The sequence below is a fragment of the Amycolatopsis camponoti genome (genome assembly GCF_902497555.1).
GTDB classification, from domain to species: Bacteria; Actinomycetota; Actinomycetes; order Mycobacteriales; family Pseudonocardiaceae; genus Amycolatopsis; species Amycolatopsis camponoti.
Window position 1 is genome coordinate 4,424,504 of record NZ_CABVGP010000001.1, and the last position, 20,936, is coordinate 4,445,439.

Sequence of the window (20,936 nt, forward strand, 5' to 3'; positions counted from 1 at the left end):
GTGGATTCTCCCTCAGGTGTTGAAGTACTTGGCTTCCGGGTGGTGGCAGACGATCGCGTCGGTCGACTGCTCGGGGTGCAGCTGGTACTCCTCGGACAGCTTGACGCCGATGCGGCCCGGCTCGAGGAGCGCGACGATCTTCGCCCGGTCCTCGAGATCGGGACAGGCGCCGTAGCCCAGGGAGAACCTCGCTCCACGGTAGCCGAGCTTGAAGAACTCCTCGACGTCGTCCGGGTCCTCTGAGGCGACCGCCACACCGCCGGGGAAGGTCAGCTCGCCCCGGATGCGGCAGTGCCAGTACTCGGCGAGCGCCTCGGTGAGCTGGACGCCGAGTCCGTGCACCTCGAGGTAGTCGTGGTAGGCGTCGGCGGCGAACAGCTCGTTCGCGTAGTCGGCGATCGGCTGGCCCATGGTGACGACGGTGAACGGCACGACGTCCACCTCGCCGGACTCGCGCGGGCGGTAGAAGTCGGCCAGACAGAGCCGGCGGTCGCGGCGCTGACGCGGGAAGGTGAACCGCACGCGTTCGGGCGCGTCCGGCTCGGGTTCGGTGAGCACGACCAGGTCATCGCCCTCGGCGACGCACGGGAAGTAGCCGTAGACGACGGCCGCGTGGGCCAGGATGCCGTCCGCGGTCAGCCGGTCGAGCCAGTACCGCAGCCGCGGCCGGCCTTCGGACTCGACGAGCTCGTCGTACGTCGGGCCGGCGCCGCCGCGGGCGCCCTTGAGGCCCCACTGCCCCATGAAGGTCGCGCGCTCGTCGAGCATCGCGGCGTAGCCGGCCAGAGGGACTCCCTTGACCACGCGGCTGCCCCAGAACGGCGGCACCGGCAGCGGGACGTCGGTGGCGACGTCCGACCGCGGGGCCGGCGGCCCTTCGAGGGCTTCCTCCTCGGCTTTGCGGGCTTTGCGCGCTTCGGCGATCCGCAGCGAGCGTTCGCGGCGTTCCTTGCGCTCCTGCCGCTTCTTCTCCGCGTCGGCGTCCACCCTCGGCGACTCCCCGCGCTTCGCCGCCATGATCGCGTCCATCAGCCGCAGTCCCTCGAACGCGTCCCGCGCGTAGCGGACGTCGCCGGAGTAGAGCTCCGAAAGGTCGTTCTCCACATAGGACCGGGTCAGGGCCGCGCCGCCCAGCAGCACCGGCCAGCGGGCGAAGACGCCCCGGGAGTTCATCTCCTGGAGGTTCTCCTTCATGATCACCGTGGACTTCACCAGCAGCCCGGACATCCCGATCGCGTCGGCGCCGTGCTCGTCCGCCGCTTCGAGGATCGTCGTGATCGGCTGCTTGATGCCGAGGTTGACCACCTCGTAGCCGTTGTTGGACAGGATGATGTCGACGAGGTTCTTGCCGATGTCGTGCACGTCGCCGCGGACGGTCGCCAGCACGATCCGGCCCTTGCCCGTGTCGTCGCCGGTCTCCATGTGCGGTTCGAGGTGCGCGACGGCCGCCTTCATCACCTCGGCGGACTGCAGCACGAACGGCAGCTGCATCTGCCCGGACCCGAACAGCTCGCCGACGGTCTTCATGCCGGACAGCAGCGTGTCGTTGATGATCTCCAGCGCGGGCCGCTGCTCCAGGGCCGCGTCGAGGTCGTCCGTCAGGCCGTTGCGCTCGCCGTCGACGATCCGGCGTTCGAGGCGCTCGAACAACGGCAGCGCGGCCAGCTCCTCCGCGCGGGAAGCTCGGGTCGACGCCGCGCTGACGCCCTCGAACAGGGCCATCAGCTCCTGCAGCGGGTCGTAGCCTTCGCGGCGGCGGTCGTAGACGAGGTCCAGGGCCACCGCGCGCCGGTCGTCCGGGATCCGCGCCATCGGCAGGATCTTCGACGCGTGCACGATCGCGGTGTCGAGCCCGGCCTGGACGCACTCGTGCAGGAACACCGAGTTGAGCACCTGCCGCGCGGCCGGGTTGAGCCCGAAGGAGATGTTCGACAGGCCGAGCGTGGTCTGGACCTCGGGGTGGCGCCGCTTGATCTCGCGGATGGCCTCGATCGTTTCGATGCCGTCGCGGCGCGACTCCTCCTGGCCGGTGGCGATGGTGAAGGTCAGGGCGTCGATGATGACGTCGGACGTCCGCAGGCCCCACTTGCCGGTGATGTCGGCGATCAGCCGGGACGCGATGTCGGCCTTCTTGGCCGCCGTCCGCGCCTGGCCCTCTTCGTCGATGGTGAGGGCGACGACGGCCGCGCCGTACTCGCTCACCAGGTCCATGACCTGGGTGAACCGGGAATCCGGGCCGTCGCCGTCTTCGTAGTTGACGGAGTTGACCGCGCAGCGCCCGCCGAGGCGCTGCAGGCCGGCTCGCAGCACCGGGACCTCGGTGGAGTCCAGCATGATCGGCAGGGTCGACGCCGTGGCCAGGCGCCCGGCCAGCTCGGCCATGTCGGCGGTGCCGTCGCGGCCGACGTAGTCGACGCAGAGGTCGAGCAGGTGGGCGCCGTCGCGGGTCTGCTCGCGGGCGATCTCGACGCAGTCGTCCCAGCGGCCTTCGAGCATCGCCGTGCGGAACGCCTTGGAGCCGTTGGCGTTGGTGCGTTCGCCGATCATCAGCACGCTGGCGTCCTGCTTGAACGGCACCGCCTGGTACAGCGAGGACACGCCGGGCTCGGGACGCGGCCGCCGCGGGACCGGCGCGGTGTCCGCCACCGCGGCGGCGAGCTGCCGGATGTGCTCGTCGGTGGTGCCGCAGCAGCCGCCGACCAGGCCGACGCCGAACTCGCGCACGAACCCGGTCAGGGCTTCGACCAGGGCTTCCGGGCCGAGCGGGTACACGGCGCCGTCCGGGCCCAGCTCCGGCAGGCCGGCGTTCGGCATGACCGACAGCGGCACCCGGGCGTGCTTGGCCAGCTGCCGCAGGTGCTCGCTCATCTCGGCGGGCCCGGTGGCGCAGTTGAGCCCGATCAGGTCGATGCCGAGCGGCTCCAGCGCCGCCAGTGCGGCGCCGACCTCGGTGCCGAGCAGCATGGTGCCGGTCGTTTCGACGGTGATCGAAGCGAGGATCGGCACGAACCGCCCTTCGGCCGCCATCGCCCGCTTCGCGCCGATGATCGACGCCTTGGTCTGGAGGATGTCCTGGGTGGTCTCGACGATCACCGCGTCGACGCCGCCGGCCAGCAGGCCGCGGACTTCCTCCTGGTAGGCGTCCCGCAGCGTGGTGAACGGCGCGTGGCCGAGCGTCGGCAGCTTCGTGCCGGGGCCGGCCGAGCCGAGGACGAAGCGCGGGCGGTCCGGCGTCGCGAACTCGTCGGCGGTCTCCCGGGCCAGCCGCGCGCCGGCTTCGGCGAGCTCGGCGATGCGGCCGGTGATGTCGTACTCGGCGAAGTTCGCGAAATTGGCCCCGAAAGTGTTCGTCTCGACGGCGTCCGCGCCCGCCTCCAGGTAGCCCCGGTGCACCGAGCGGACCACGTCCGGCCGGGTGACGTTGAGGATCTCGTTGCAGCCTTCGAGGCCGTCGAAGTCGTCCAGGCTCAGGTCGTGGGCCTGCAGGGCGGTGCCCATCGCGCCGTCGGCCACCAGTACGCGCGAGCGGAGGGCTTCGAGGAACGGCGACGACACCCGGTCGGACATGCTGAACAGGGTAAGGCCGGTGGTCGTAGGCTGGTCCGGTGAGTGAGCCCGACGACGAGACCCCGCGGCCGCCCGGCGACCGCACCGAACCCTCCCGGCCGCTGATGGTGGTCGCCTTCGAAGGCTGGAACGACGCAGGTGACGCGGCCAGCCGGGCGGTCGAGCACCTGCAGCTGAACTGGGACGCCACGCCACTGGCCGAACTGGAGCCCGACGACTACTACGACTTCCAGGTCAGCCGCCCGACCGTCCGCATGGTGGACGGCGTCACTCGACGGGTGGACTGGCCGACGACAACGCTGTCGGTGTGCCGCCCGGACGGGTTCGACCGCGACGTGGTCCTCGTGCAGGGCCCCGAGCCGAACATGCGCTGGCGCGCCTTCTGCGCCGAGCTGCTGGAGCACATCAAGCAGCTGGACGTCGCGACCGTGGTGACCCTCGGCGCGCTGCTCGCCGACACCGCGCACACACGCCCGGTCCCGGTCACCGGGACGGCGTACGACAAGGACACCGCGTCGCTCTACGGGCTCGAGATGAACAACTACCAGGGCCCCACCGGCATCGTCGGGATCCTGCAGGACTACTGCGTGCAGGCGGGCATCCCGGCCGTGTCGATCTGGGCCGCGGTGCCGCACTACGTGTCGCACCCGCCGTCCCCGAAGGCGACGCTGGCGCTGCTGCACAAGCTGGAGGACATCCTCGACGTCGAGATCCCGCTGGGCGCACTGCCCGAGCAGTCCGAGGAGTGGCAGCGCACGGTCAGCGAGATGGCCGACGAGGACGAAGAGATCAGCGAGTACGTCCGCGGGCTCGAAGAGCGCGGCGACGCGCAGACCGAGGTCGAGCCCGAGGAGGTCAGCGGCGACAAGATCGCCGCCGAGTTCGAGCGCTACCTCCGCCGCCGCGGCCGAGGCGGCGGACAGGAAGGCTTCGGCCTGCGCTGATCCACGCCGAGCCGAGCCGCTACTTCAGCCAGCTGGTGGCGAACGCCCGCGCGGGGTTCGCCACCAGCATGGCGGTGACGACGTCGCCGCCGAGCAGTTTCGCCAGCCGCGGCGCCAGCGTCGTGAGCAAGTAGGACGCCCCCGGCTCGTGGCGGGCCGCCGCGGTCGTGGTGTCGCCGCCGAGCAGGATCCGGCCGGCGTGCCCGGCCCCGACCAGTGCTTCGAGGCCGTCGAAGAGCCGCCCGTCGGTGGCGTGGTTGGCCCGCGACGGGCCGTCGAACCCGAGGAAGACGCCGGTCTCGGCGATCGCGCGCTGCAGCGGCGGGTCCGGGTTGCGGTTCAGGTGCCCGAGGATCACCCGTTCGGGCGGTACGTCCAGCTTCTCGCACAGCAGCTCGGCCACTTCGAGGGCCGCGGTGCCCAGTTCGAGGTGCACCGCGATGGTCGCGCCGGTCTCCTGGTGGGCGATCGCCGCGGCGGTGAGCGTCAGCCGCGCGTGCGAGTCGATCGTGTGGAACGCGCCGGCCACCTTGACCAGCCCGGCGCGCGGGCCGGTCCGCGGCTCGTCCGGCAGGTCGGCGGGCTGCGTGCCCTCGGTCAGGTCGGCGACGAAGACGCGGACCAGGTCGTCGACGACGCGGCTCAGGATCACCGGCGCGTAGTGCTCGGCGCGGTGCAGGCCCGTGGCCGCGACGATGTGCACGCCGACCTCGCCCGACATCCAGGCCAGCTCCCGGGTCCGGCGCGTGAGGCCGTACGGCGTCCACTGCACCAGCGCCCGGCCGCCGGCGCTCCGGAAGGCGAGCAGTTCGTGGGCGGCTTCGGTGGGGTCGTCCAGCTCCTGGCCGGGCAGCAGCTTCGAGGCGAAGAAGAGGTGGTCGTGCGAGTTCGTCACGCCCAGATCGGCCGGATCGATGTCGCCGAGCACCGTCCGGACCTTGGGTTCCCCAGTCACGAGCCCGAGTGTAACGCCTCAACCGTTACAATGGCGAGGTGTCCGACGACTTCCGCCTCGAAATGGGCGCACCCTGGCTGAACCTGCTCGCCACCCGCGGGACGCACTTCGGCCCGCGGCCGGTCGAGCGGATCCCGACGGTGGAGCGGCTACGCGACTGGCTGGCGCTTGTGGAACTGACGCCGCTCGCGCCCGTCACGCACGCCGACTTGCGCGAAGCCCACCGCCTCCGCGAGGTGCTGCGCGAACTAGCGCTGGGCGCGGTCGACGGGGTCGCGCCGCGAGCCGACCAGGTGACCCCGCTGACCGGCTTCCTCAAGACCGAGCCGATGCACCTGGCCGCGCTCGACCGGCTGCACCGCAGCGCGCCGCCGACGGCGTCGGAAGCCTTCGCGCGGCTGGCCCATCAGGCGGCCGACTGGCTCACCGGACCGCTGCGCGACGACCTGCGCGCGTGCCCGGAGCAGGACTGCCGGGGCGTGTTCGCCGATCCCGGCGGGCGGCGCCGGTGGTGTCCCTCCCCCGCCTGCGCGAGCCGGGGCCGGGTGCGCGCGCTCAGGGAGCGGCGCCGCGCGGAGTCATGACGGCCACAGGATCCGGCGCATCGGCACGGCACCCCGGGCCCGCTTCCGCCACTCGCGCGGGTAGCCGAGCGACACCTCTTCGAACCGGACGCCGTCGGCCTCGGTCGTGCGCGGGATGTGCAGGTGGCCGTAGACGGCGATCTCCGCGCGGTAGCGGACGTGCCAGTCCTCGGTCTTCGTGGTGCCGCACCACAGCGCGAACTCCGGCCAGTACAGCGGCGCCGTCGGGTGGCGGTGCAGCGGCCAGTGCGACATCAGGATCGTGCCGTGGTCCTCGGGGATCGCGTCGAGGCGTCCGCTGCTGATCTTGAGCCGGTCCTCGCACCACGCCTGCCGGCTCGGGTACGGATCCGGGTGCAGGAAGTACTCGTCCGTGCAGACCACGCCGGCGGCCCGGGCCTGGCTCAGGGCCTCCTCCAGGGACTTGCCCTCGGCCTCGGGGGTGCGCCAGCTGTAGTCGTAGAGCAGGAACAACGGCGCGATCGTCAAGGGCCGAGTGCCGTGCCGCCAGACGGGGAACTCGTCTTCGGGCGTGAGCACGTCGATCGCGCGGCACTGCTCGACGAGGTACTCGTAGCGCGCCTGCCCGCGAAGCTGGCATTCGTCGTTGTTCGTGGTCCACAGCTCGTGGTTGCCCGGTACCCAGACGACCTTCGCGAACCGCTCGCGCAGGGTCTTCAAGGTCCCGATGGTCGCCTCGGCCCGCTCGGCGACGTCCCCGGCGACGAGCAGCCAGTCACCGGGGGTCTCCGGGACGACGTCGTCGAGGATCGGGCCGTTGCCCTCGTGGGTCACGTGGAGGTCGCTGGTGGCGAAGAGGTGCGGCACCCCTCCACCGTAACCATCGAAGACGGGGAAGTTCCGCGAATCCCGCGCTTCCGCGCCAGCATGAGCACTCCGGCGAACACGTAGACGCCGGCCTGGATGTCCAGCAGCGGCGCCGGGCCGGTCGTCGCGACCAGCGTGCCCGCCAGCAACGCCCCCACCGTCGTGAACGTCGCGATCGCGGCGAACGCCGTGCTCAGCACCCGGCCCGCCCGCTCCGGGGCCACCGCGCTCTGGATCTCCGACAGCACGCCCGCGCCCGCGGCCACGCCCGGTGCGCCGACCAGGACGAACAACCCCACGTACAGCCCCAGCGCGGTCGTCACCAGGTACAGGTTCCAGATCACCGCGGAAATCAGGCCCAGCGCGATCGAACCCCAGCCGAGCAGCGTCGCCGGTGCCACCCGCCGCGCCACCGTGGCCAGCGCGAACCCGGCCGCCAGCCCGCCGATCGCCTGCACGCCGCGCAGCAGGCCCGCGTCGGCTTCGCTGCCGCCCAGCACGTCCAGGACGTACACCACGAACAGCACCAGGAACATGCCCTGCGCCAGGGACGTGAACACGACCGCGAGCCCGGTCCGCCACAGGCGGCGGTTGTGCGTGATCTCGCGCAGTCCGTCGAGCCAGGCCCGCACCACCGGCTCGGGCCTGGCGGCCGGCACCGGCGCGCTCACCCGGCGGAACGGCTTGGCCAGCAGCGCCGCCGCCACCGCCAGCACCACCAGGTAGCCGGTCACGACGTCGGCGAGCCCGCCGAAACCGAGCAGCGCGCCGCCCGCCCAGCCGCCGGCCAGCCGCGCGACGCTGCCGTTCACGCTCATCAGCCCGTTCGCCCCGGTGACCTCCTCGACGCCGACCAGCTCCGGGACCAGGGCGTTGCGCGCCGGTTCGAACACCGACGCCAAGGCCGCTTGACCGGCCATCACCGCGTACACCACGACGACGCCGGGCTCGGACAGCAGCGGCAGCGCGACGACCGCCAGCCCGCAGCAGACGCCGAACAGCACCGCCCGCCGGTTCCAGCGGTCGGCCACGACGCCCGCGACCGGGCTCAGCAGCACCGCGGGCAGCAGGCCGAGCACGATGCTCAGCGCCGTCGTCGCGGCGGAGCCGGTGCGCTGGAAGACGTACACCGGCAGCGCCACCTGCAGCATCCACTCGGCTGTCTCGCCGAAGAACGCGGCCACCCACAACCGCGCGAACGCCGGAACCCCCAGCAACTGCTTCATTCCTCCGCCTTCCCCGAGTGTTCGATGCGCGGGAACGCCCGCAGGCCGACGTGCACCGGGCGCGCGTCCGCGGGGGCGTCGGTCCGGATGGCGCCGACGTAGGGCCGGACCAGCGCGTCGATCGCGGCGGTCAGCCGGGTCAGCTCCTCGGGCGTGACGCGCAGCGCGTACGTCGCCAGCCCGGACGCGGCCCGCCACGCGGGGTCGAGGCCGTCGAGCGAGTCCAGGTACCGCTGGGTCAGCTCCTGCTCGTGGCCCAGGGTCGCGCCCACCATGCCGAGCTGGGCGGCCCGGTGCGCCGGGTCGTCGGCCAGCTCCCCCATCTCGAGCCCGACCTGGCGGGCGCGCCACGGCCGTTCGCGGCCGTCCTCGGCGTCGGCCCGTTCGACGAGGCCGTACTGCGCGAGCTGCCGCAGGTGCCAGCTGCAGTTGGACGCGGTCGAGCCGACGGCCTCGGCGCACTCGCTCGCGGTGCGCGGGCCGACGGCGGTCAGGTGGTTCAGCAGCGCCGAGCGCAGCGGGTGGGACAAGGCGCGCAGCAGCTCGACGTCCTCGATCCGCTTGCGCGGTGGCAGCTCGGCCATGGGTCGTCCGATCTGAAAGAGTCATTTCGAAAGTACTCTTTCATAGTTGGTCCCGCCTGCGGGTTTGTCAAGCGGGTCCGCTATCGTTCGCGGGGCAGCCACTGCTCAAGGCAGTGACTGCTTCGTCACCCGACCTTGGATGGACGTTGCCCGACCAGCGCGAACTCGCCACCTCCGCCGCCCTCGCCCTCCCCCGCTTCGTGGGCTCGACCGCGCTCTTCCACGCCGCGGTCGCCGAGCGGATGGCCGTCACCCCGACCGAGCTGCACTGCCTGCACCTGCTCCACGGCGGGGTCAGCGACTCCCCGACCGAGCTCGCCCGGCTGCTCGGGATGTCCATGGCGCGTTCACGCGACTGCTCGACCGGATGGCGCAGCACCGGCTCGCCGAGCGCGCCCCGGACCCGGCCGACCGCCGCCGGCTCGTCGTCCGGCCGCTGCCCGACCGGATGGCCGAGCTCGCGGAGCTGTACGCGCCGATGGCCCGGTTCGTCGGCGAGCGGCTGGCGCGCCTGGACCGGCGTCAGCTGACCGCCCTCGTCGGCTTCCTCACCGACGGGACCGCCGCCGCCGAACAGGCGGCGGGGAACCTGCCGGATGTGACCCAGGCCATAACCAGTTGACTAACTCTACGGATGTTGCGTTAACCTGGTTCCACTATGAAGAACTGACCCGCGCCCATCCCGCTTCCGAGGCGGCACCCGGTCGAGCCTGACGCTCCCGCGTGCCACGACGCCCGGCGGGATTCCCGCTTTTCTCATCCGGGCCCGGTGATCGCGCATGTCTTCCCTTTTTCCCTTGCAGGCCAAGGACGTCGTCTTCGGCTACGGCACCCGCGTCGTCCTCGACGGCGTCACGCTGACCGCGTCGGCCGGGCAGCGGCTCGGCCTGGTCGGCGAGAACGGCACCGGCAAGTCCACGCTGCTGCGGCTGCTCGCCGGGCTCGAAGAGCCGCGCTCCGGCGAGGTCCGCCGCGGCCCGGACGTCGGGTTCCTGCTGCAGGAGCTGCCGTTCCCGCTGGAGGCGACCTTCGCCGACGTCCTCGACGACGCCCTCGCCGAGATCCGCGCGGCCACCGCCCGGCTCGACGAGCTGACCGCGGCGATGACCGACCGGCCCGACGACGAAGGCGTGCTCGACGAGTACGGCCGCGTCCTGGACTGGGCCCAGGCCCACGACCTGTGGGACGCCGACCGCCGCGCGAAGCTCGTCTGCGACGGGCTCGGCCTCGGCGGCGTCGAACCCGACCGGCGGCTCGGCACGCTGTCCGGCGGGCAGCGGTCCCGGCTGGGCCTGGCCGCGCTGCTCGTCCGGCGGCCGGAAACCCTGCTGCTGGACGAGCCGACCAACCACCTCGACGACGCCGCGATGGACTTCCTCGAACGCCACCTCACCGAACTGACCGGGATAGTCGTGCTGTCGTCGCACGACCGGGTGTTCCTCGACGCCGTCTGCACGGACATCGTCGATCTGGACCCGGCCGCGGCCGACCGCCAGGCGGGAGGGGCCGTCCGCTACGGCGGCAGCTATTCGGACTACCTCGGGCACAAGAAGGCCGAGCGGGCGCGGTGGGAGCAGCGCTTCGCCGAAGAACAGGAGGAGCTGAAGGAGCTGCGGGAGACCGTCGCGGTCACCGCGCGCAACGTCGCCTACGGCCGCGCCCCGCGTGACAACGACAAGTTCATCCACCACTTCAAGGGCGCCCGGGTCCAGAAGACGATCTCGCGGCGGGTGCGCGATGCCGAGCAGCGGCTCGAGCACCTCGAACGCGACCAGGTGCGCAAACCCCCGGCGCCGCTGCGGTTCCGGGCGGAGCTCACCGGGCACGCGACCGGCGACGGACCCGCGATCTCGGTGCGCTCGCTGGAAGTGCCGGGCCGGCTGAGCCTGCCCCGGCTCGACGTCGACGCCTCGGCCCGGCTGCTCGTCACCGGCGGGAACGGCGCCGGGAAGTCGACGCTGCTGTCCGTGCTGGCGGGGCGGCTCAGCCCGGCGAGCGGTGCCGTCCACTTCGGACACGGTGTGCGCGTCGGCCTGCTGGAGCAGGACGTCGCCTTTCCGGATCCGGAGCGGACGGCGGCCCGGGTCTACCGGGGCGCGCTCGGCGAGGACGCTCCCCCGCTGAGCCACCTGGGCTTGCTGGCATCCCGGGATCTGCGGCAGCCGGTCGGCGCGCTTTCGGTGGGCCAGCGGCGCCGGCTGGCCCTGGCGATCCTGCTCGCGGAACCGCCGGACGTGCTCCTGCTCGACGAGCCGACGAACCACATTTCGCTGACCCTGGCGGAAGAACTGTTCACGGCGCTGGATACGGCGCCGGGCGCGGTCGTCATCGCGTCCCACGACCGGTGGCTGCGCCGCGACTGGCCGGGCGACCACCTGGAACTGGCCGACGGCCGTCCCGTCGCCGTGTAGGCCGTTATACACCCGCCGGGGGCGGAGCTTTCCCGGGAAAGCTCCGCCCTCGGGTCGTCAGAGGGTGATGCCGAGGAGGGCGTCGACGGCGGTGCGGAGCAGGCCGGGCGCCGTCGAGTCCGTGCCGTCGCGGCGCAGGGCCTCGCTCGCCCACGCGTCGATCGCCGCCAGGGCCTTCGGGGTGTCGAGGTCGTCCGAAAGGTGGTCGCGCAGCCGGGAGATCGTGTCCTCGGCGGACGGTCCGGCCGGCAGGGCGACGGCTTCCCGCCAGCGCGCCAGCCGGGCCTCTGCCTCGGTCAGCAGCGAGGACGTCCAGGCGCGGTCCTGGCGGTAGTGGCCGGCGAACAGCGCGAGCCGGATCGCGCCCGGGTCGACCTGGTCGGCCCGCAGCCGCGAGACGAACACCAGGTTCCCGCGCGACTTCGACATCTTCTCGCCGTCTAGGCCGATCATTCCCGCGTGCACGTAGTGGCGGGCGAAAGGCCCGTCCTTGGCGACGGCTTCGGCGTGCGCCGCGCTGTACTCGTGGTGCGGGAAGATCAGGTCCGAGCCACCACCCTGGAGGTCGAACCCGAGGCCGAGGCGGTTGACGGCGATCGCGCTGCACTCGATGTGCCAGCCCGGGCGGCCCGCGCCCAGCTCCGACTCCCACGACGGCTCGCCCTCGCGGGCCACGCGCCACAGCAGCGCGTCCAGCGGGTGACGCTTGCCGGCGCGGTCGGGGTCGCCGCCGCGCTCGGCGAAGAACTTGGTCATGGTCGGCTCGTCGTAGTTCGATTCGTAGCCGAACCTGCCGGTCGCCGTGTGGTCGAAGTAGACGTCCGGGAACTCCGGGTCGTCCGCCCGGTAGGCGGCGCCGTTCGCGAGCAGCTTCGCGATGACCTCGACGATCTCCGGGATGCTCTCCACCGCGCCGACGAACTGCTTCGGCGGCAGTACCCGCAGGGCCACCATGTCCTCGCGGAACAGCGCCGTCTCGCGCATGCCCAGCACGACCCAGTCGTCCTGGTCGCGCTGGGCGCGCTCGAGCAGCGGCTCGTCGATGTCCGTCACGTTCTGCACGTAGTGGACGTCGTGCCCGTTGTCCCGCCACACGCGGTTCACGAGGTCGAAGGCCAGGTACGTCGCGGCGTGCCCCAGATGCGTCGCGTCGTAGGGCGTGATGCCGCAGACGTACATCCGGGCGGTGGCGCCGGGCGCGGTCGGGCGGATCTGCCCGGTGGCCGTGTCGTGGAGCCGCAGCGGGCGGGGGGTGCCGGGGATGCGGGGCACGTCGACCGATGACCAAGTCTGCATACCCCCGACTGTAAGCGCTGCCTCCGGCACCCTCCCGCCCGGTGGGACTCCTCCCCCACCTGGAGCAGCGGCTACTGCCGGCGTGCGATGTTCGCCACGATGGCGTCGCGGACGAACTCGCCGACGCCCGGCCGCTGCTCGTCCTCCCGGACGAGGAACGCGAGCTGCGCCGGCTCGGTCACGTACAGCTCACCGATGCGCCGCTGCGTCTCGTACGAGCACTCGCCCATGACCCTGGCGAGCATCTCCCGGTGCTCCTCGGCGAGGTCCGTCGCCTCGGAGCCGTCCGGGGTGCCGCCCGCGTCCAGGACGGCCCGGAGGCGGCCGACCCAGTCCCGGCGGGCTGCCTCCCCGGCCGCCAGGTCCTCCTTGGACGGTGGGGTCGCGCCCCGCCACTCGGGCGTGTCACCCCAGCGGCGCGCGGCCTCTTCCGCGTAGCCGTCCGGCTCGCGGAACCCGCCGAACACTTCGAACTTCTCCTCGGGCGTCAGTGCGTTGCCCATGGCTCTCGCCTCCATCGCGCGATCGACGGCCGCGACCATCCGCCCCAGTTCGCCCATCCGCGCGACCAGCAGCTCCCGCTGCCTCTTCAGGTGCGCGCCGGCGTCGGTACCGGGGTCGTCGACGAGGGTCGCGATCGTCTCGAGGGGGAACCCGAGCTCCCGGTAGAACAGGATGCGCTGCAGCCGGTCGAGATCGTCGTCGTCATAGCTGCGGTACCCCGAGCTCGTCCGCCCGCTCGGGCTGAGCAGGCCGATCTCGTCGTAGTGGTGCAGCGTCCGGACGGTGATCCCGGCGAGTGCGGCGACCTTGCCCACGGGATGCCCCATCGGTTTCCCCTCCTCCATTCCGGCCGGTGTGGCCCTTGCGGTGATCACGGTGGTGCCTCACGCGGCGTGAGGGTCAAGCGTCACCCTTCCGTAGCCGCCGCACCGCGGCGAGCGCGGTTAGCCTGGCTCGATGAGGGCCGAGGTCGTGGTGGGCGCTGCGGTCGCCGTGCTCGCGCTGGTCACGGCGTTCGTGCTTCGGCGCCGGCGAGGTGCGCGACCCCGGCTGGTGCTGGGCGCGGTCCCCCGCGAGCCGCTGTCGGCGGTGTCCCGCACCGCGCTGCTGGCCAAGATCGAGGAGAAGTTCGCCGGCGGCCGGTTCTGCGTCCTGCTCGGGGGTGGCGGCGTGGGCAAGACCCACCTCGCCGCCGCCTACGTCCGCGCCGTCCGCGGAACCGTCGTCTGGGTGGCCGCCCAGGATCCGGCGAACACGGTCCGGGCGTACGCCGCGCTCGGCCGCGCGGCCGACGCCGAAGCCGCCGCCCGCGCGGGACTGGCCCGGCTCGACGGCCTCGACGACGCGATCGTGGTCTTCGACGGCGCGACCGACCCGGACGCGCTCAACCGCTGGCTGCCCGCCCGCGCCCGGGTCCTGGTCACGACGACCGTGCCGGACTTCGAGGTCCTCGGCGGCACCGTGCCGGTGAGCGGGTTCGGCGAGGCCGAAGCCGTCCGGTTCCTGGAGGCGCGCTCCGGGCGCGAGGCCGGCACCGCCGCGGCCGACGTCGCCCGGGAGCTGGGGTGCCTGCCGCTCGCGCTGGCCCAGGCGGGCGGGGTGATCCGCCGGCAGCCGTTCGCGACCTACCTGGACGAGCTGCCGCACGCGCCGCCGCTGGAGCGCGACCCGGGCGAGGACCACCCACCCCGCGTCGAAGACACCACGCTCGCGGCACTGCGAGCGGTGGCAGCGCGTGACAGCCGGGCGCTGGCGCTCGCGGAGTTGCTCGCCGTGCTGGCGCCGTGGGGCGTGCGACGTGCTCTGCTCCATCGAGCGGGGCCGGACCCGGTGGCGGTCGAGGCGGCCCTCCACGGGCTCACGGAGGCGGCCCTCGCGGAATCCGACATCGGCGGCGAGGTGGTGATGATGCACCGGCTGACGCAGCGCGCGGTACTGGGCCGGCTGCACGCGGAGGAGCGGCTGGCGCGGGCCCTGGACCGGGCGTTCGAGGTCCTGGAGCCGGCCCCGGACCTCCCCGACCACGCGGCGGCGCTGTGGAGGCACTTCCGCGCGCTGCCCGCAGCCGAGGCGGGCCCTCGGCTGGGCCGGATCCTGCGCCTGCGGCGGCGTTCGGTCGAGGTACTGGCCGACTCGGGTGCGTTCGCGCAGGCGAAGATCCTCGGCCTGGAGGTGCTCGCCGACCACGAGGCGTACCTGCCGGCCGGGCACGCGGACACCGCGCGGGCGGCCCGGTCATTGGACCGGGCGGCTTGAGCCGGACCGCGGCGCCGGGTGCGCCGGTGGTCGCCGACCACTGAGGCACTCAGGTCCGGCGCCGTTCGGTCGCCGACCGGGCCCCTGCCCCGATCCCCGGCGCGCAAGCCGAGCCGGCCGCAGCACGCAGCCTCCGGCAACCGAACCGAGTTCTCGAACCGGCAGCACCAAGCGCCCGGGATCCCCGGCTATGCGGGCCAAGCCGGCCGCCACCCGCACCGCAGGCAACCGCACCGGCGCCTCCGAGCCAGCAACACCAAGCGCCTGGGCGTCCCCCGACCACCGCAAGCCGCCCAAGCCGAGCCGGCCGCCCGGTCACCGGACCAGGCGGCCTGACCCGACCTCAGCGCCGTCGCGTACGCAGGTAATCCCCGACCACCGCGGCGCCCAACCCGTCCAGGTCCGGGGCCACCACCCGGCCGCCCGAGCGGCGGGCGATCACGTCCACGAACGCCCTCAACCTCGGGTCGTCACCCAGCCTGAACACCGTCACCGAGGCGCCCAGCTTGGCCAGGCGGTCCACTTCGGACAGTGTCTTGTGGAGGGTCCGGGGCTGGGGCGGGTAGTCGAAGACCGCCTCGCCGTCCGGTTCCAGATGCGCGGTCGGCTCGCCGTCGGTGACCATCAGGACCACCGGCTGGGCGTCCGGGTGGCGGCGCAGGTGCTGTCCGGCCAGCAGCAACGCGTGGTGGGCGTTGGTGCCCTGCTCCCACGCGCCCTCCAGGCCGATCAGCTCCGGCAGCTCCACCGGCATCGCGTGGCGCCCGAAGGTGATCAGCTGCAGCGCGTCGTTGCGGAAGCGCGTGCTGATCAGCTGGTGCAGCGCGAGCGCCGTGCGCTTCATCGGGAGCCAGCGGCCCTCCTGGACCATCGACCACGATGTGTCGACCAGCAGTGCCACCGCCGCCCGCGATCGGTGCTCGGTTTCGACCACCTCGACGTCCTCGACGTCCAGCCGGACCGAAGACTCCCCCACCGACACCGACCGCAGCACGGCGTTGCGGATGGTCCGCGGCACGTCCCAGGGCTGCATGTCCCCGAACCGCCACGGCCGCGACGCCCCGGTCGGCTCGCCGGCCGCGCCCGCCGACTCCGTCTCCCGGTCGCCGGCCTTGCCGCGCAACGCGTTCACGATGTCCGACAGCGCCGTCTCGCCCAGGCGCCGCAACGCCTTGGGCGACAGCCGGAGCGTCCCGTCGGCGGCGCGTTCGAACAGCCCCTGGCGGCGCAGCTCACGCTCCAGTTCGGACAGTCGCCGCGCGTCGACGCCGGCGTCCTTGCCGAGCTGACGCTCGAGGGACTCCAGGTCGATGTCCTCCAGGCGCGCGCCCGGGTACGACTGCCCGAGCTGCTCGGCCAGCGCGTCCAGCTCGGCGAGGTCGGCCATCGCCTGAGCGCCTTCGCCCATCCCCAACGGATTCTTGCCCCGGAAGCGCTCCGAACCCGTCCAGTCCTCGCCCGGCCGGGCGGCCTGCAGCTGAGCGTCCAAGTTGGCCAGTTGCTGCGCGAGCCGCGGGTCGCCGAACGCCTGCTGGGTCAGCTCGGCCAGCTCCGCCCGCTGCTCGGCGGACATCGAGTTGAGCATCCGCTGGGCCGCCGCGGACCGCTCGGCGAGCGCGTCGATCAGCTCCTCGACGTTCCGCGGGTTCTCCGGGAAGAACTCGCCGTGCTTGCCCATGAAGTCGTCGAAGCGCTCCTGGATGTCCTCGGCGCCCCGGGCGTGCGCGGCCAGGAGGTCGTTGAGGTCGGAGAGCATCTCGTTGATCCGCTCGACGTCCTCGGGCCCGGCGTTCTGCAGCGCCTGCTTCATGCCCTGGAAGCGCGACTCCATCAGCTCCTGGCCGAGCAGGTCGCGGATCCGCTGGTAGTTCTCCCGGCCCTGTTCGGACCGCCAGTCGTACTCGGAAAGCTCGTTGACGGCGGCGGCCGTGCCGGGCGGCAGGGCGTCCAGCTGGGCCTCGCGGAAGCGGGCGTCGTCGTCCGGGTCGGGGAACAGCTCGCGCCGCTCGGCGTCCAGCGCCTCGGAAAGCAGGCGCTGGACCTCCCTCAGGGTGCCGTCGAGGTTGTTGCGGCGCTGGATCTGCGACCGGCGCTGCCACAGGCGCCGGGTCAGCTCGTCCAGGCCCGACGTGCGCTCGGTGCCACGCCGGAGCAGCTCCTCCAGCGCGGACCGCGGCGACGAGCCCGCCATGACCTCGCGGCCGATCTCGTCGAGCGCGTCCCGCAGGTCGGCCGGTGGCGCGAGCGGGTCCGGCCCGTCGTGCCACGGGCCGTAGGAGTAACCGTCGGGAAGCGGGACCGCGGTCATCGGCCGTAGACGGTCGTCGCGTCGTCGGAGTCCTTGGCCAGCCGCCGCGCCAGGAACAGCGATTCGAGGGCGAGCTCGACGGCGGCCGCGATCCGCCCCGCGGGCTCGTCGGCTCCGACGCCGGCGCGCCGGGCGACCTCGTGCAGCACCGGGAGCTCCGGCAGGGCTTCGAGGACGTCCTTGCCCGGCACGCGCTCGCCGGTGGCGACCAGGTGCCCGTCGGCGACGGCGTCGGCCAGCGGCCGCAGGTCCAGTCCGGCGAACCGTTCGCGGGCGGTCTCGGCGATCGCGCGGCGCAGCAGGTGCACGAGGTGCTCGATCTCGCGGCCTTCTTCACCGGGCTCGAACTCGATCTTGCCGCGCAGCACCGACGGGACGGCGTCGAGGTCGACCGGGCGGGCCACCGCGGGCTCTTCCCCGGTCAGCGCCGAGCGCCGCAGCGCCGCGGCCGCGACGGTTTCCGCCGCGGCGACGGCGAACCGCGCCGACACGCCCGAGCGCTGATCGATGACCGGCGATTCGCGCAGGTTCCGGACGAACCGGGCGATGACCTCCAGCAGGGGCTCGCCGACCTCGGCGACCAGGTGGGCTTCCTGCCGGACGACGGCGACCTCGGACTCGACGTCCAGGGGGTAGTGCGTGCGGATCTCGGCGCCGAAGCGGTCCTTCAACGGGGTGATGATCCGGCCGCGGTTGGTGTAGTCCTCGGGGTTCGCGGTGGCCACGAGCAGGACGTCCAAGGGCAGCCGCAGCGTGTAGCCGCGGACCTGGATGTCGCGCTCCTCCATCACGTTGAGCAGCGCGACCTGGATGCGCTCGGCGAGGTCGGGCAGCTCGTTGATGGCGACGATGCCGCGGTGGGCGCGCGGGACCAGCCCGAAGTGGATGGTCTCGGGGTCGCCCAGGCTGCGTCCTTCGGCGACCTTCACCGGGTCGACGTCGCCGATCAGGTCGCCGACGGAGGTGTCTGGGGTGGCGAGCTTCTCGGTGTAGCGCTCGGAGCGGTGGCGCCAGGCGACCGGCAGCTCGTCACCGAGTTCGGCCGCGCGCCGGATCGACGCGGGCGTGATCGGCTGGAGCGGGTGTTCGCCCAGCTCGGAGCCCTCGATGACGGGCGTCCACTCGTCGAGCAGGCCGGCGAGGGTGCGGAGCAGGCGGGTCTTGCCCTGGCCGCGTTCGCCGAGCAGGACGACGTCGTGCCCGGCCAGCAGCGCGCGTTCGAGCTGCGGCAGCACGGTGCGCGAGAACCCGACGATGCCGGGCCAGGCGTCTTCGCCGGTTTTCAGGGCGTTCAGGAGGTTGTCGTGGATCTCTTGCGCGATCGGCCGGGGCTCGTACCCGGCGGCGCGGAGGGCCCCGGCGGTGCGGGGAAGAGCGTCTGGAACTGCGTTCACCCGTTCGACGCTACTGCGCGATCGGCGGTGCGTCGATGTGGAGCGACTCCAGCGTGGGCGCGCTGCCGGAGTGGCGGACGGCCCGGTAAAATAGGGCGTCGTGTGCCGTCCCAGTGCGACTTTCGCCGTCTGGTCGTCCGCGTGGCTGAACGGAGCCGCGGCGTCCGACGATGTCCTCGACGCCCTGCTCGCGTGGGGTGAAGCCCACGACGTCGTGGCGGCCGACGCTGCGGCGGCGGAGGCGTTCACCCTGCCGCTGGCCTTCAACCGCGCGGCCACCCCGGTCCAGCTGCTGATGGCCTTGCGTTCGCAAGGAGCGAAAAGCATGTGGCTGGTGCTGCCGGTCCCGGGCGACGTCCGCGGCCTCGGCGGCGCCGGGCCGTTCGCGGAGGCGGCGCTGCGGGCGGGCGACGCGGTGGTCCTGCCGGAGCTGGGCTTCGGGCTGGTGCCGCAGCCGATCGCCGAGGGCCTGGTGCGCTGGACGGTGTTCTCGCTTTCGCCGACCGCGTCGCCGGAGTACGTCGGGCTGGGCGAAGCCGAGCACGGGCTGACGGACGCGATCCGCAACAGCGCGGGGGCGCTGCAGGCGCTGGACGTGGCCTCGGACCGGCCCGGGGTGCGGGCCGAGCTGTCGGCCCACCTGCGGTCGCGGCCGGACGTGGACTGGCCCGCGGGCACGCCCGCGCGAGCGTTGCGGGTGCTGCAACGAGCCGAGGAGATCGCGGCGATCCTGGCGATCGCGTCGTCGGACGACCCGGGTGGGGCGTTGTCGGCTTCGGCTTCGTCGTTGCGGGCTCAGGCTTTGCGGCCGCTGTCGGACGCGGTCCGGACGGCTCGGTGCGCGGCGGTCAACGAAGCGGTCCGGGTCTTCGCGGAGCAGACGGCCCGGGAAGGCTGAGCCCGGGATCGCGGAGTTGACGCCTCGCTCCCCGACGACCCGACCGAGTTCGGCGGCTGGCGGTGTCTGGCCGGTGTTCTACGCGGTCCTGGACCGCACCCGGGCGCCCTCGATGTGCAACGCGCGCGCCCACGTTGACGGCTACTTCTCGACCAGCGCGACGGCCCTGCCGTGACGAACCGGCACGGTGTACTTGCTGCCGGCGGCCACCTTCGAGCCCGAGCCGCCGAGGGGCGAAGTCCGGTCGGCCCAGGCCGCCGGTGCGGCCGGTCGCGAAGCTCGCCGTGGGACCGGAAGACTTCCCGTTCCGGGACCACGTGCACGGGCACGTCGACGAGGAACTGGCGGCCCGGGTGGCCGCCGACCCCGGCGGCCTCCCCTGGCACGCACCGGCGTCGTGACCGGCCGGGCTCGCCGCGAAGGGCCGCCGGTGCAGCGCTCAGCTCGCCAAGGACTGCCGCACCCCGGCGCTGGCCGGGCTCAGCCTGCCAACCACTGCGGCGTCAGCCGGGCTCAGCCCGCTCATCACCGCCGCACCCCGACGTCAGCCGCCGCCAGCACTGCCGCACCCCCGGCGCCGGCCGAGCTACCGGGCCGGGCGCTTGGCCGGCTCGCAGCAGCCCACCGCGCACGGCGCGCCGTTCACCGTGCAGCCCGCGACCGGGAACGGGGACAGCTTGCGCGGCTTCACGCCGTGCGTGTGCTCGCGCACCAGCTCCACCACCAGCTCGGCGAAGCGCGGGTCCGAACCCGCCGTCGCCGCCCGGGCGAACGCCATTCCGTGCTCCGCCGCCCGCTCCGCCGCCTCGTTGTCCAGGTCCCAGATCACCTCGAGGTGGTCCGACACGAACCCGATCGGCGACACGACCACGCCGGCGACCCCGGACTCGTGCAGCGCGTCGATGTGGTCGACGATGTCCGGCTCCAGCCACGGGACCTGCGGCGGCCCCGAGCGCGACTGCCAGACGACGTCGTAGGAATCGATGCCCGCCTCGGCCGCCACCAGGCGCGCAGCTTCGGCGATCTGGCGGGAGTACCGGCGGCCGCCTTCGGAGGGCGGTCCCGATGCCGCGTCCGCGCTCGACGGGACCGAGTGCGCCGTGAACACCGTGCGGATGCCGGGCGCGTCGCCCAGGGACGCGTGGGCCGCGCGGACGCCGTCCGCCACCGCCGAGATGAACAACGGGTGGTCGAAGAACTGGCGCAGCTTCACCATTTCGGGTGCATCGGAACCGACCGCCGCGCGGGCGCGCTCGATGTCCTCGTCGTACTGGCGGCACGCCGAGTAGCCGCCGTACGCGCTCGTCGGGAACACCAGGATCCGCTTCGCACCCTCAGAGGTCAGCGACGCCAGGGTGTCCTCGACCATCGGGTGCCAGTTGCGGTTGCCGAAGTGCACCGGCAGGTCGACGCCGGCGGCCGCGAGCTGCTTCTCGACCGCGGCCATCGCGTCGCGGTTCAGCCGGTTGATCGGCGAGACGCCGCCGAAGTGCTGGTAGTGCTCGGCGACCTCGAGAAGCCGCTCCCGCGGCACGCCCCGGCCCCTGGTCACGTTCTCGAGGAACGGCATGACGTCGTCAGGCCCTTCCGGACCGCCGAACGAAAGCCACAGCAACGCGTCGTATCCCACCCCTGCCATCTTGCCGATGTGGCGGCCCGCACGCTGAGGCGGGCCCGTTATG

General features: G+C 73.0%; 16 protein-coding genes. 6 read left to right on the plus strand and 10 right to left on the minus strand.

Translation table 11 applies throughout. From position 1 onward, the window contains the following. Positions 1-12 precede the first annotated feature (12 nt). Positions 13-3,567, minus strand: coding sequence for a methionine synthase (gene metH / locus AA23TX_RS20650; protein WP_155544127.1), 3,555 nt, complete (start codon positions 3,565-3,567; stop codon positions 13-15). A gap of 38 nt (positions 3,568-3,605) precedes the next feature. Between metH and AA23TX_RS20655 the strand changes: the two genes are divergently transcribed. After that, positions 3,606-4,511, plus strand: a complete 906-nt coding sequence (locus AA23TX_RS20655) for a PAC2 family protein (RefSeq protein ID WP_155544128.1) — start codon at positions 3,606-3,608, stop codon at positions 4,509-4,511. Between the two features lie 19 nt (positions 4,512-4,530). Here the strand turns inward: AA23TX_RS20655 and AA23TX_RS20660 are convergent, their stop codons facing one another. Continuing rightward, positions 4,531-5,466 carry a phosphotriesterase family protein gene (locus AA23TX_RS20660; protein WP_230862589.1) on the minus strand — a complete coding sequence of 312 codons (936 nt, stop codon included), beginning with the start codon at positions 5,464-5,466 and terminating at the stop codon, positions 4,531-4,533. Positions 5,467-5,504: 38 nt separating this feature from the next. Here AA23TX_RS20660 and AA23TX_RS20665 point away from each other — a divergent pair, with 38 nt between their 5' ends. Beyond that, positions 5,505-6,050 (plus strand): CGNR zinc finger domain-containing protein, encoded by a 546-nt coding sequence (locus AA23TX_RS20665; RefSeq protein WP_155544129.1) that lies wholly within the window; start codon positions 5,505-5,507, stop codon positions 6,048-6,050. Here the strand turns inward: AA23TX_RS20665 and AA23TX_RS20670 are convergent. Genes AA23TX_RS20670 through AA23TX_RS20680 form a run of 3 tightly spaced genes read right to left on the minus strand, consistent with a single transcriptional unit; the run spans position 6,045 to position 8,688 of the window. Further along, the gene (locus AA23TX_RS20670; RefSeq protein WP_155544130.1) at positions 6,045-6,878 is read right to left on the minus strand and encodes a metallophosphoesterase family protein; all 834 of its coding nucleotides are present in this window, start codon (positions 6,876-6,878) and stop codon (positions 6,045-6,047) included. The two genes, AA23TX_RS20665 and AA23TX_RS20670, sit on opposite strands and share 6 nt — an antisense overlap. Further along, positions 6,842-8,104, minus strand: a complete 1,263-nt coding sequence (locus tag AA23TX_RS20675) for an MFS transporter (RefSeq protein WP_155544131.1) — start codon at positions 8,102-8,104, stop codon at positions 6,842-6,844. Before AA23TX_RS20675 ends, AA23TX_RS20670 begins: the two co-directional genes overlap by 37 nt. Next, entirely contained in the window at positions 8,101-8,688 is a 588-nt protein-coding gene (locus AA23TX_RS20680; protein WP_155544132.1) for an ArsR/SmtB family transcription factor, read from the minus strand. The genes AA23TX_RS20675 and AA23TX_RS20680 overlap by 4 nt, the downstream gene beginning before the upstream one ends. A 367-nt stretch (positions 8,689-9,055) precedes the next feature. Here AA23TX_RS20680 and AA23TX_RS50230 point away from each other — a divergent pair, with 367 nt between their 5' ends. Next, positions 9,056-9,310, plus strand: coding sequence for a winged helix DNA-binding protein (locus tag AA23TX_RS50230; protein WP_230862590.1), 255 nt, complete (start codon positions 9,056-9,058; stop codon positions 9,308-9,310). 157 nt (positions 9,311-9,467) lie between these two features. Beyond that, positions 9,468-11,099 (plus strand): ABC-F family ATP-binding cassette domain-containing protein, encoded by a 1,632-nt coding sequence (locus AA23TX_RS20690; protein ID WP_155544133.1) that lies wholly within the window; start codon positions 9,468-9,470, stop codon positions 11,097-11,099. A gap of 57 nt (positions 11,100-11,156) precedes the next feature. Here the strand turns inward: AA23TX_RS20690 and mshC are convergent, their stop codons facing one another. Both mshC and AA23TX_RS20700 read right to left on the minus strand, forming a co-directional pair. Continuing rightward, positions 11,157-12,395, minus strand: coding sequence for a cysteine--1-D-myo-inosityl 2-amino-2-deoxy-alpha-D-glucopyranoside ligase (gene mshC / locus AA23TX_RS20695; RefSeq protein ID WP_155544134.1), 1,239 nt, complete (start codon positions 12,393-12,395; stop codon positions 11,157-11,159). Between the two features lie 71 nt (positions 12,396-12,466). Further along, a complete protein-coding gene (locus AA23TX_RS20700) occupies positions 12,467-13,225 on the minus strand; it encodes a MerR family transcriptional regulator (RefSeq protein WP_155544135.1) in 759 nt (252 codons plus the stop codon). 130 nt (positions 13,226-13,355) lie between these two features. Between AA23TX_RS20700 and AA23TX_RS20705 the strand changes: the two genes are divergently transcribed. Beyond that, positions 13,356-14,654, plus strand: coding sequence for a tetratricopeptide repeat-containing protein (locus AA23TX_RS20705; protein WP_155544136.1), 1,299 nt, complete (start codon positions 13,356-13,358; stop codon positions 14,652-14,654). 343 nt (positions 14,655-14,997) lie between these two features. On the opposite strand, the gene AA23TX_RS20710 is transcribed toward AA23TX_RS20705, so the two are convergent. Next, the gene (locus AA23TX_RS20710; RefSeq protein ID WP_155544137.1) at positions 14,998-16,962 is read right to left on the minus strand and encodes a vWA domain-containing protein; all 1,965 of its coding nucleotides are present in this window, start codon (positions 16,960-16,962) and stop codon (positions 14,998-15,000) included. Next, positions 16,959-18,356, minus strand: coding sequence for an ATP-binding protein (locus AA23TX_RS20715; RefSeq protein WP_155544138.1), 1,398 nt, complete (start codon positions 18,354-18,356; stop codon positions 16,959-16,961). The genes AA23TX_RS20710 and AA23TX_RS20715 overlap by 4 nt, the downstream gene beginning before the upstream one ends. A 100-nt stretch (positions 18,357-18,456) precedes the next feature. Here AA23TX_RS20715 and AA23TX_RS20720 point away from each other — a divergent pair, with 100 nt between their 5' ends. After that, complete coding sequence (locus tag AA23TX_RS20720; protein ID WP_155544139.1) at positions 18,457-19,254, plus strand: Rv1486c family protein; 798 nt, start codon at positions 18,457-18,459, stop codon at positions 19,252-19,254. A 586-nt stretch (positions 19,255-19,840) separates the two neighbouring features. On the opposite strand, the gene AA23TX_RS20725 is transcribed toward AA23TX_RS20720, so the two are convergent. Then, complete coding sequence (locus AA23TX_RS20725) at positions 19,841-20,884, minus strand: ferrochelatase (protein ID WP_155544556.1); 1,044 nt, start codon at positions 20,882-20,884, stop codon at positions 19,841-19,843. Between the last annotated feature and the right edge of the window lie 52 nt (positions 20,885-20,936).